We start from the raw sequence: 11,375 nt of genomic DNA on the forward strand, positions 1-11,375 counted from the left end.
CCATGCTCCTTAATGAACAAGTCAAAAGCAATATACTTAATGGCAATAAAAGCCTCTCTTCACTTTTTTCCCCTCGCTCACTTTCCCCTCGCTCACTTTTTCCCCTCGCTCACTTTCCCCTCGCTCACTTTCCCCTCGCTCACTTTTTCCCCTCGCTCACTTTCCCCTCGCTCACTTTTCCCTCGCTCACTTTTTCCCCTCGCTCACTTTTCCCCCTCGCTCACTTTTTCCCCTCGCTCACTTTTTCCCCTCGCTCACTTTTTCCCCTCGCTCACTTTTTCCCCTCGCTCACTTTCCCCTCGCTCACTTTTTCCCCTCACTCACTTTCCCCTCGCTCACTTTCCCCTCACTCACTTTTTCCCCTCGCTCACATCGTATAATATGACGGGCGCTCCTTTCTGCTCAACCTCTTCTTCTAATTGCCGTATCATTTTGTTCAACTGACGGGTCACGATAAAACGCATAATAAAAACAATCGGTAAGAATAAAAAAGTACAGGCAAGCATCCATGCCAGTGGCTCGAATACGACAAGAGAAACAAAGTCCTGCCCTCTCCATATCTTAACGACAACAGTTATAACTATTGGAGCAGTCGCCATGACCGTAGAAAGATAGAATATTTTTTTATAGTCTTGCCAAACAAGAGAAAGCTGCTTTTTATCAAACATTCTGCTGCTTTTTATTTTGGGGAGATCTGTTTTAAGGCAATATCACGTTCATTCAGCACGCATTTCAGTTCCTTTTTCACGCGACAATAAAGCCGCGCACGCTTGATAAACAGGTAATAAATGACAACGATTGGCGCCCACATTAAAACACTTAAGAGCGTAAAGAACAGGAAAGAAATGGCTATTAATGTTATAAGACTACTCGTCATTTTGCCCCCCTTCCACGTTCTGCATACGAATTGCCTGATCGCGTTGTTGTATTGCTTCTTTCAATTGTTGAAGCATTTTGTTCAATTTTCTCGTTAACTTTATGCACATGATTCCAATGATCGGAAAAAAGAGAAGAAGCCCAAACCATAGAAGGCTCAACAGCTGCATGATAAAGGCAACACTATCATTCTTCCACCATACCAAATTTGCGACAGAGAAAGCAGATTGTAAAACAGAAAAGAGAATAAGGATAAAAAGAATTATTTTACATTCTTTTGAATAAAGAGGCAGAGATTCTTTGAAGTTAAGAAAGCGCATTGTCGCATCAAGGGTCTTATGGGCGAGATTGTGTCTTTTCATTTCTCCCAGATCATTACGCAATTGTTGTATGGCTTGCTTTTTTTGCGTTGTACTCTTTTTCAAGTCTTGAGCGAGTTTAAAAGATAACCTGATATGTTTGATCAACCGGTAAGGAAGCCGGATCATAACCATAAACATTACAATGGCAATGATGGTGACCCCTAAAAAAGCCAAAAATTTTATAACAATAGTCACTTGTTTCCCCTATCGCATTGATGTGAAATCATCATTTTTATTCTCTTCTCAAACAAACATTTCTAATTCCTTCACTGTTTTTTTCACGCCATAATGAAGGAGATTATGGAAGATTAAAATGACAGGTAAAGAAACAACAATACACGCACAAAACCAAAACAGCAGCTGCATGCCAAAAACGCCAACCTTAAACAATAGAGGCATATAATTGTGTAAAAAAATCGCAGATTTTGGAAAAAAAGCAAAAAAAGCGAGCAAAACTGCGAAAACCACAATCACAATGCAGGCTATCGAAACGATGATAAAATAATCTTTTCTTGAAAGTTCCAAAGATTCTTTAAAAGAAAGGGAGCTGAGCTCTGTTGCAAAAACTGTATTTTGTCCTATGCTGACTTTCTGATTATACCCCAAATTCTGCAATGCACCCTTTTTTAATTTCCGCCGCATCCCACACAACAATATTGTCCGTTTTATCAAAGAATAATAAAGTACCAAGATTGTCATCAGAGTAGAAAAAAGTATCATGATCTCCCCGAAAAACATGACAGTACTCCACCATACTGTGGTCAAAATTACAAAAGTACTTATAAAAGAAGCAGCCACTTGTTTCCCTATTGTGTTCTGTTGAGAAATTGGTTGTCTAGTTGTTGCTGCTCTGGCAATGTATCCCACAGATTCATCATTTCCTTCACCTCCCGTTTAGAGATAGCGTTAAAGACAAAAAAGAGTGGAAAGAACACCACAAGAACACCAAAAATCATTTGCGGCAAAAGACATAAAAAAGCCCAAACACTATTCCATCCCGCATCACGCAAAAACACGATTGCAGGATTATTTTCAAAAGGCTGTTTCAAGATCTCTTTAATCATTTTTCGAAGATCTCCTTGTTCCATTTGTCCCAGTGCTTGAAACTGTTCTTTGGATATAACGTGAAAAAACTCCAAAGGATTCATATAGACAGTCGCGGCAAAAAGCACCAACAAGAGGATAGCCAAACACAAAATGATGACGTAATCTTTTCTTGAGAGAGCCGTCCATTTTTTGAAAACCGCACACTGATTCAACACGGGCTGTGACGCAAAAGCCGTATTTCCCTTATGGGCAAATTGGTGTTGTGATTTATCTTCGATCATACGGATATTTTCTCACTTCTAACATGCCCACTCACTCTTTGAAAACATGCAACCAGCAAAACCGGTTTATCTAGCACTCTTCTCACCATGAAACACGCGCTATAAGACCCTTTAAGTCTATTTTTAAAATTTCTCATACGTGACAACATACAATCCCTAAGCCTCACAAGCACAAATGCCATTGTATCCTCTTATCTATTACCCACACTTCAAAAGACAATGTTTCACAAAACTCAACAAGCAAAAATATTCAATCTAAGAAATATCTGATGTGTAAAGTTTACAAACAATACACTGATTTATAACAATTTATTGTTTTTCATATTAAATGAGAACCCTAAATACCGTAGGATTGTCTTATTCCAAGCCTATTCCATATTAAATCGATCCAAACCATGTCTCTTGCGCGTTACAAGCAGAAAGAGCCGTATAGAGTAAAACATTAAGAAAGGATGATAAATGCCTCTAAGGAAGCGTCTCAAATGCCAAGAGCTGTCCGCAACAATGAGAGCTGGCAAAATGTGTGATGCTATAGACTTTCTTCTTTACAAGTGTAAAAACGGAAGTGTTCAATAGATTTTATATTATTCAAACTTTATATGGATTTCATTGGGAACTTTATCGTTGTACCCTTCATGAGCACCCTTGCGAAATGGGCAAAAGAGAGCCCTAAGACATACCTCTTTAAAAAGCAACATAAAAACAAAGTCAAACACGCAACCGATTATCCAGTATGAAAAGCGTGCAACAAACAACCTTAATCCTCATTTGAAAGCTTCTTAATCAAAAAGGCTTCATTTTAAAAATCCTTCATTAAAGATGAAACATTTCACAGCCCCCACATTGATACAGCCCCTACATTCATCAAGGCATCTCCTATAAAAGCATCTTTTTATAAAGGCACTTTCTTCTTATAAAAACAGCTTCTTTCGATAATGCATTCCGTCCTTTAAACGACATCCCCTCGTCTTATGATGAGATCCATTAAAACGGAAAATTTATACTCTATAAAGGATAATTACAAAGGAAATACTAAACCAAATAGCGGGATCATTCACAGTTTATTTTAAGCCAATAAATGATATTTTATTTGAAAACATAGGGCATCTTATGCTATTATAATAGAATGTAGAGGTTTGCTTTTTGCCGCTCTCTGCCACTCAACAGAAGACAATATATCTCTTATAAAGGATAAAAGTATGCTTAACAGCGTGATGTATATCAAATATCTTGGGAAAGCGCCCAACAACAAAAAATAAGAGAACCCAAATAACAAGCTCCCAACTTAAGAAAACAATGACCTTTCAAAAGTGGAATTGAAAAATTTCCACAAAGCGCTCGTGAAAAAAGAGACAAATAATCCCATTAGAAAAAACTTCCTATTAGAAAGACGATGACATGCCCTTGAAATCCATTCTTATTTTTTCATTCACATTTGACAAAAATTTTCCTTCAATTTCTCAAGAACAGTTAAGAAATATTTAGAAAGCAAATAATCCGCTAGCAATAAAAAAATAAGCATAATAGGGGCGGAAAATAAGACTGATAGGGATAAGATAAAAATAGTAAGAAACACCTTAAAGATGATTTTTTCGCCCCACACCGTTGCTTTTCTTTGCATTAAAACGCCTTTAGTATCGTTTGTTTTTTGATCTGCAACGGCTGATATTTCCCACAGTATTTGCTCCCTCCCCCTTAAGTATTTGCTCCCCCAATATTTGCGCCAAGTGCTTTTTACATCACTGTCCCCCATCAACAGACAGTTTCTTTTTCATTCAAATGGTTAAGTTCATGAAAATACGTAAAAAACGCGGTAGATCAAAAATAACAGGAAAGCAAGAGCCCAAAGGCCGTATTTCACGTGCCCAAAGCTCCAGCGAATCTGGGCTTCAATCTGCGATTGAAATGCGTGCCAAACACTTTGGTTTAAGCCTCGAAGAAGCGAAAAATCCGCTTGTCGGAACCTATATTGGGCGTCTTTGTTTGCTTGGCTATAAAGAGGCTTCATCAGGCATCAGTAAAGAGCAATATGACACGGCGCAACAATACTTGCAAATTAGAAACGACTATTTATGTGCAAAAGGTTTACCAAACGGTTATTATGATGGTTTTACGCACAGCGCATCAGATGAGAAAGCAAAAAAGCAATGGATCCAAAGAGCAACGGAACACTATGAAGCTATGCAAGAAGCGATTAAAGAAGCACAATATCTACATCGTCAACACAACTTTCATGCGGCATTACACTATCTTGTTATAGAAGATCAACCGCTGCCTAATCTTGTTGGCTCGTTGCGTATTATTCTTGATGCCCTTTATAAACATTTTGACAGTTCTACCCAAAAGAGCCTTGGCTAAAACACCCATCATTTCCTCCCCCTCACAGGATAAAGATTCTCCCCCTCCTTTTATAACATGCCTCTTTATAACCAGCGCCTTTATAAAGCCCCCCTTTGGCAGGGTGCTCTTGAGAACCTCTGAGCTTGCCCTTTCATAGAATTTCATGAGATTGACAAGCTTAAAGCGCACAACAAACAAGCTTAAAAATATCCACCACGTTCTTTAAAAAATACTTCAACTGTCAAAGAGACTTAACCTTATACCTACCAGTGCCTCACTTAATCCATGCCTCAAAGGACAATATTTCACGGCATATTCACGGCATGGACAAGATAAATATTGCCCCCTCTTTAAAAAACAGCAACATTCTTCCCTCTACCCCCATTGTAACAAACCACCCTCATCATACACTTCACCCAATATCGCGACATCCTTAGCTCTTCAGACAATTCATTATCGTCATTTTACGTCTTTTCTTGTACAATTCTATATGGCTCTTCTGATCTTATGACGGACAAGAGCTATGGCTTTTATTTCAGCATAATCTGGATTTCTCATTCAAGATAAATAATGATAAAATATTCACTATAAATCAATAACTTATCATTAAAATAACCCGTTATTTTTTGACACAATTAAAAGCATCATCCCTTAAACGAAAGAAAAAGCCCCTACCAACAATCTCCTCCCTCATCAACAACTGCACCGATAACCCTCCCATCACACCACCACTAATACGACAGCCTGCACAGCCCTAATTACCCCCACAAATCGCCAACACCTAAAGCTTTGCCCCCGCAACACCTTCCAACCACCGCCTTCCCAATTTCATCAATAAAATACCACGGATTTCAAAACCACAATTCTCCCTTCACCTTTCCCCTCCTTTCTCAAAGGAGAAAAAGCATTTACTCAATAAATCTTTATACAGAAACCTTTAGAGACCCCAACAGCCACTCGAAGAGCCATCACGCCTCTAAGCACCCACGAGTCCCCCACCTCGTCATCCCCTCGGAACACCCCCTGCGCAATACCTAAAGCTTTGCCCCCGCAACACCTTCCAACCACCGCCTTCCCAATTTCATCAATAAAATACCACGGATTTCAAAACCACAATTCTCCCTTCACCTTTCCCCTCCTTTCTCAAAGGAGAAAAAGCATTTACTCAATAAATCTTTATACAGAAACCTTTAGAGACCCCAACAGCCACTCGAAGAGCCATCACGCCTCTAAGCACCCACGAGTCCCCCACCTCGTCATCCCCTCGGAACACCCCCTGCGCAATACCTAAAGCTTTGTTCCACAAACACCTTCCAACCACCGCCTTCCCAATTTCATCAATAAAATACCACGGATTTCAAAACCACAATTCTCCCTTCACCTTTCTCCCTCCTTTCTCAAAGGAGAAAATGTTTTTTGCCACATCAAAAACTTTTCCATTAAAACAAGATATTTTGCTGCATAGCTAATGAATGAGATTTTTTCTGTAGATTTTTTCCCGCGATAAAAAAGGAAAAATAATCGTTTTGCGGTTGACAGAATATGAAAAATCGTATTTAATGGTAGATGCGGTAAGGGGTTTTCTGCGTCCAGATTTCATCATAAAATTTTCGCATTATCATAGACTGTTATAAAACAGTGTGTTTCGCGGCAATGTTTAAAGCTTTACGGTTTGAAGGTATCTTTCGTCCTTTTCTGACTGTTTTCTTTTGCATTACACAATTTGCATCACCAACAGCCCCATAATTTTGAGATTTTCAAAACAAGTGGTATTCAATAAGGGCTCCCAATAGAACGCCCTAATAATCCCCTTATAAAATACCAATATAATACATCACAGCAATGATGAGCACTACACGCATAAAAATATGAAAACGGCATTATTATGCTCTCATCGCCTCACCTTTCAAGATGCAAAGGCTTGTTTTTCAAAACATTGTTTAGCCAGAATTGAAGAAGATAATATTACCTATCGATCATCAATATGGAGGCTAATAGTATGAAGCCACAAGATTCCCCCCCACCTCATTCCTCACAAACCCCAGAAGGTGCAAGTGCACCTGAAGAGGCGCGTGCAAATGCATCATTAGACACTCTTACTGCACATTTAGAACGGCTTAACATTGAAAAAATAAAAAACACCCCTTTTAATCGTGCGGAATTAAAAGATATTATTGCCGGTTTAGAAAAGCATAATGCCGATGGCAGTTGGATCAAAAATTATTATGATATTCTAGATCTGTACATGATGCCAGCCTTGGTCGATCAAGCAAATCGTAAATATCCAGAGATGAATCTCAAACTTACAAGCCCCCCAGACGGCTTTGCCCTTGCACTCAAAGAAACGCTCGAAAAGGGCATAAAATCTTCTAGGCTGATCGTTAACGCACAAGATAGGGGAATTCATTTTGCGGTTGTCGATCATCAAACCATTGATAATAAAACATCTTTGATCTTTTTTGAACCGACCTTACTGCGTGACACGCTTCCCGCATTACTGGCATTAAGAACGCGACAATCCATTGAACATCACCAATTTCCGAATATTCATTTTGCCATGGTAGAAATGGATATTCAACGAAGCTCCTCTGAATGTGGGATGTTCAGCTTAAGCCTTGCCAAAAAGCTTTATCTCGAAGCTCAAAAATTAGAAAGACTACACAAAGATAATATTAAGGGTGTGTTATGTGAACCAGACACGCCTTTACCTGCTGAAAAATTAGATCCATATCTTCCAGCTCGTTTATACAAACACGTGCAAGGCAGAAGACGTCTTGGGGAATATCTAAAAGCCAACCCAGAAGCAGCACAGGAGAAAGTAAACAAAAAAGGCGAAACCCTAACCGAAAGATTTGAGAGAAGCTTAGTGGAAACAGAGACAAAAACTGTTTCTGTTTCACAACACAGAAAAAGAGCTACAGAATACAAATCTCTAATGATGTAATAAGCGTTTTGGCCATAGCCATATTCCACATCCACAAAGAATGAAGCTCTGCGGCTTTACGGTAAGGCATAAATTGCTGTTAGCAAATCTTCTTTTCCCTTTGAAAGAGGTAAAGATGCAAACAGTAAGCAACGTGATCTCTTAAAAGATAAAAAGATACCTTACCTTTGACTCTGAAAAGCGTGCGATTTTGTCTTTGGTAACAAAATTTTTTAAAATAAAGATGATTTCATCTCTTTGTTTTTTTTAGATAAAAATCTTTCCTGCAAAACATTGTTTAGCCAGAATTGAAGAAGATAATATCACCTATCGATTATCAATATGGAGGCTAATAGCATGAAGCCACAAGATTCTTCCCTCCCTCATTCCTCACAAACACCAGAAGGAGCAAGTGCAAATGCATCGTTAGACACTCTTGCTGCACATTTAGAACAACCCAGTAGCGAAAAAGGCAAAGATATCCCATTCAATCGTGAGGAATTAAAAGATATTGTTGCCCGTTTAGAGGATGATATCTCAACGGGTCGTTGGTTCACAGCTGATTATGCAAGTACAGACCTTAAACTAATGCCAGCCTTGATAGATCAGGCAAATCGTAAATATCCCGACATGCGTCTTCAATTGGCAGCGTCATCTCACGACTTTGCCCTTGCACTCAAAGAAGCCATCGAAAACGGCGTTCAATCTTCTAGATTTATTATTCACACAAAGGACAGGGGAATCCATTTTTCAGTGATTGATCATCAAACCATCGATGACAAAACCTCCGTGATATTTTTTGAACCTACAACACTCAACAATATGAAACCAGCAGTGCTGGCATTAAGAACACAATTGGCTCTTAAAGCGCATGAGTTGCCCAATTGTTCTTTTGCCATGGTAGAAATGGATATTCAGCGAAGCTCTTCTGAATGTGGAATGTTCAGCTTAGCCCTTGCTAAAAAGCTTCATACCGAATCTCAAAAATTAGAAAGACTGCATAAGGATAATGTTAAGGGTGTATTATGTGAACCAGATACACCTCTATCTCCTGAAAAGTTAGATACATATCTTCCAACCTCTTTTTACAAACACGTGCAAGGAAGAAGACGTCTTGGGGAATATCTAAAAGCCAATCCAGAAGCAGCACAGGAGAAAGTAAACAAAAAAGGCGAAACCCTAACCGAAAGATTTGAGAGAAGCTTAGTGGAAACAGAGACAAAAACTGTTTCTGTTTCACAACACAGAAAAAGAGCTACAGAATACAAATCTCTAATGATGTAATAAGCGTTTTGGCCATAGCCATATTCCACATCCACAAAGAATGAAGCTCTGCGGCTTTACGGTAAGGCATAAATTGCTGTTAGCAAATCTTCTTTTCCCTTTGAAAGAGGTAAAGATGCAAACAGTAAGCAACGTGATCTCTTAAAAGATAAAAAGATACCTTACCTTTGACTCTGAAAAGCGTGCGATTTTGTCTTTGGTAACAAAATTTTTTAAAATAAAGATGATTTCATCTCTTTGTTTTTTTTAGATAAAAATCTTTCCTGCAAACATTGTTTAGCCAAAATTGAAGAAATAATATCATTTATCGATCATCAATATAGAGGCTAAGATTATGAAGCCACAAGATTCTTCCCTCCCTCATTCCTCACAAACACCAGAAGGAGCAAGTGCAAATGAATCTTTAGAAGACCTTATTGCACGTTTAATGCAAAGTTCCATCCAAAAAGAAGAAGAACATACTGCACCGAATTCTGACGAATTAAAAGATATTATTACAGGCTTAGAGAGAGATCTTGTAACCGGCCGTTGGATTAACTCTTATTATGAAAACACAGATATTAGATTGATGCCAGCTCTCGTAGAAAAAGCAAACAGCAAATATCCAGACATGAATCTCAAATTGGCTCTTACAGCAGAAGAGTTTTCGTACGCCCTAAAAGAAGTCGTTGAGAGCGGCGCAAATTCTGCACGATTTATAGTCAATTCGGGAAGCAAAATCCACTTTGCCGTCCTTGATTATCAAAAAGTTGATGAGAAAATCTCTTTGATTATGCTTGAACCTACAACATTTCAGAATATCGCGGCTTGCAAACTAGGGATAAAAATAAATCAAACCCTTCAACGTCTTCAACTGCCTCCTTATTCTTTTACCACAGCAGAAATGGATATTCAGCGAAGCTCTTCTGAATGTGGAATGTTCAGCTTAAGCCTTGCCAAAAAGCTTCATCTTGAATCTGATAAATTAGCAAGATTGCACAAAGATAATGTTAAGGGTGTATTATGTGAACCCAATTCATCTGTATCTGCTGAAAAGTTAGATTCCTATCTTCCAACCACTTTTTATAAACATGCGCAAGGAAAAAGACGTCTAGAACACTATTTAAAAGTCCATCCGGAAGCTGAACATGAAACAGTCAACAAAAAAGGGGAAACTCTGAGAGAGAGGTTTGAAAAAAACTTAAGAACAACAGAAGGAAAAACTGTTTCTGTTTCCTCCCACCAAAAAAGGATTACTGAATACAAATCTTTAACGATGTAATTAAGGCTTTTTCCATATTCCTATTCATCAAAGAACGAAGAGAGGCTGCTTTACGGTTAAGATTTCTCTAAGCAAACCAGCTTTTGCTCTCTTAAAACAAAAATAGCCAACAACTTTCCTCTTAAAGAAAAACACCATTGTCCTATAAAACCAGCCCCTCTTAAAATTGTATCAAAATTCCACAGCTCTTGTTAGCCCAAAGCTCTGTGTAACAATGAGGCTCTTTGGATAAGCAAAACGCTTGATACATAAAATATTTAATGCTTTCGTCTTCAGTAAAAGCATATGTCTTGTTTTTCTGAGAGTATCCACTTCGTATCTCAAACACCCCCACATCAATGCCATGCTCTCAAACCACCACGAACAGCCGCTCTCTGTCCCCACAATCACACACCATCCGTTCTCTCCATCTCTCACTCCTCACAACCACTGCCAACACAAATAATTGTACACCTCTCCCAATCCCTGCCGCGCCAACAGTGCCCTTCTAAGAGTTCCACTCACCATACCATACATGTCACCCCTCCAACCTCACCCGTATCATGCCACCACTAACACAATCGCCAACAAAACCGCCAGCGCAATGGCAATGACCCGTGTGCACCACATCAACACCGCCCGCGCCAATAAGACGCGATCAACAAACCACACCCCATGGGAACGGATCTCAAAACCAACAACAACGCTCTCCATCCCCACAAACAAACCCTTTCCCCTTGCAAAAACTCTTTCTCACAAGAGAAAAAGAATTTATGGGACCAGAATGCACCTCTATACGGAATTTTTTATAGAACCCTCTCCCCCTCACAACCAGCTTAACCGGGGGGAGCCCATCGTCCTTTCCCCACCATGCTACCCCCGCGCCAACAAAACCGCCAGCACAATGGCAATGACCCCGTGTGCATCACACCAACACCGCCCGCACCAATAAGACGCGATCAACAAACCACCCCATGGGAACGGGTCTCAAAACCAACAACAACACTCTCCCAACGGAAAAT

Annotated in this window: 10 protein-coding genes; 4 read left to right on the plus strand and 6 right to left on the minus strand. The window is 39.3% G+C overall.

Translation table 11 applies throughout. The features are described 5' to 3' along the window. Positions 1-350 precede the first annotated feature (350 nt). The 5 genes from ACFIO3_RS04210 to ACFIO3_RS04230 form a co-directional block, all read right to left on the minus strand. A complete protein-coding gene (locus ACFIO3_RS04210) occupies positions 351-668 on the minus strand; it encodes a hypothetical protein (protein WP_375687626.1) in 318 nt (105 codons plus the stop codon). An 11-nt stretch (positions 669-679) separates the two neighbouring features. Continuing rightward, positions 680-877, minus strand: coding sequence for a hypothetical protein (locus ACFIO3_RS04215; protein ID WP_375610225.1), 198 nt, complete (start codon positions 875-877; stop codon positions 680-682). Next, entirely contained in the window at positions 867-1,433 is a 567-nt protein-coding gene (locus ACFIO3_RS04220) for a hypothetical protein (RefSeq protein WP_375686483.1), read from the minus strand. The genes ACFIO3_RS04215 and ACFIO3_RS04220 overlap by 11 nt, the downstream gene beginning before the upstream one ends. A 48-nt stretch (positions 1,434-1,481) precedes the next feature. Continuing rightward, positions 1,482-1,958 (minus strand): hypothetical protein, encoded by a 477-nt coding sequence (locus tag ACFIO3_RS04225; RefSeq protein WP_375614473.1) that lies wholly within the window; start codon positions 1,956-1,958, stop codon positions 1,482-1,484. A gap of 86 nt (positions 1,959-2,044) precedes the next feature. Then, positions 2,045-2,566: a hypothetical protein gene (locus tag ACFIO3_RS04230; RefSeq protein ID WP_375606482.1), complete on the minus strand. Its 522-nt coding sequence runs from the start codon at positions 2,564-2,566 to the stop codon at positions 2,045-2,047. 1,791 nt (positions 2,567-4,357) lie between these two features. Between ACFIO3_RS04230 and ACFIO3_RS04235 the strand changes: the two genes are divergently transcribed. From ACFIO3_RS04235 to ACFIO3_RS04250, 4 genes are all read left to right on the plus strand, one after another. Beyond that, a complete protein-coding gene (locus tag ACFIO3_RS04235; protein WP_375606483.1) occupies positions 4,358-4,924 on the plus strand; it encodes a hypothetical protein in 567 nt (188 codons plus the stop codon). 1,981 nt (positions 4,925-6,905) lie between these two features. After that, positions 6,906-7,850 (plus strand): YopJ/AvrA family T3SS effector serine/threonine acetyltransferase, encoded by a 945-nt coding sequence (locus tag ACFIO3_RS04240; RefSeq protein ID WP_375704129.1) that lies wholly within the window; start codon positions 6,906-6,908, stop codon positions 7,848-7,850. Positions 7,851-8,186: 336 nt separating this feature from the next. Next, positions 8,187-9,113 carry a YopJ/AvrA family T3SS effector serine/threonine acetyltransferase gene (locus tag ACFIO3_RS04245; protein ID WP_375606485.1) on the plus strand — a complete coding sequence of 309 codons (927 nt, stop codon included), beginning with the start codon at positions 8,187-8,189 and terminating at the stop codon, positions 9,111-9,113. A 334-nt stretch (positions 9,114-9,447) separates the two neighbouring features. After that, on the plus strand, positions 9,448-10,374 hold the full coding sequence (locus tag ACFIO3_RS04250; protein ID WP_375686481.1) for a YopJ/AvrA family T3SS effector serine/threonine acetyltransferase: 927 nt from the start codon (positions 9,448-9,450) through the stop codon (positions 10,372-10,374). A gap of 540 nt (positions 10,375-10,914) precedes the next feature. On the opposite strand, the gene ACFIO3_RS04255 is transcribed toward ACFIO3_RS04250, so the two are convergent. Continuing rightward, positions 10,915-11,073, minus strand: coding sequence for a hypothetical protein (locus ACFIO3_RS04255; protein ID WP_375614476.1), 159 nt, complete (start codon positions 11,071-11,073; stop codon positions 10,915-10,917). Positions 11,074-11,375 lie beyond the last annotated feature (302 nt).

The sequence above is a fragment of the Bartonella sp. AD328YNZD genome (genome assembly GCF_042196425.1).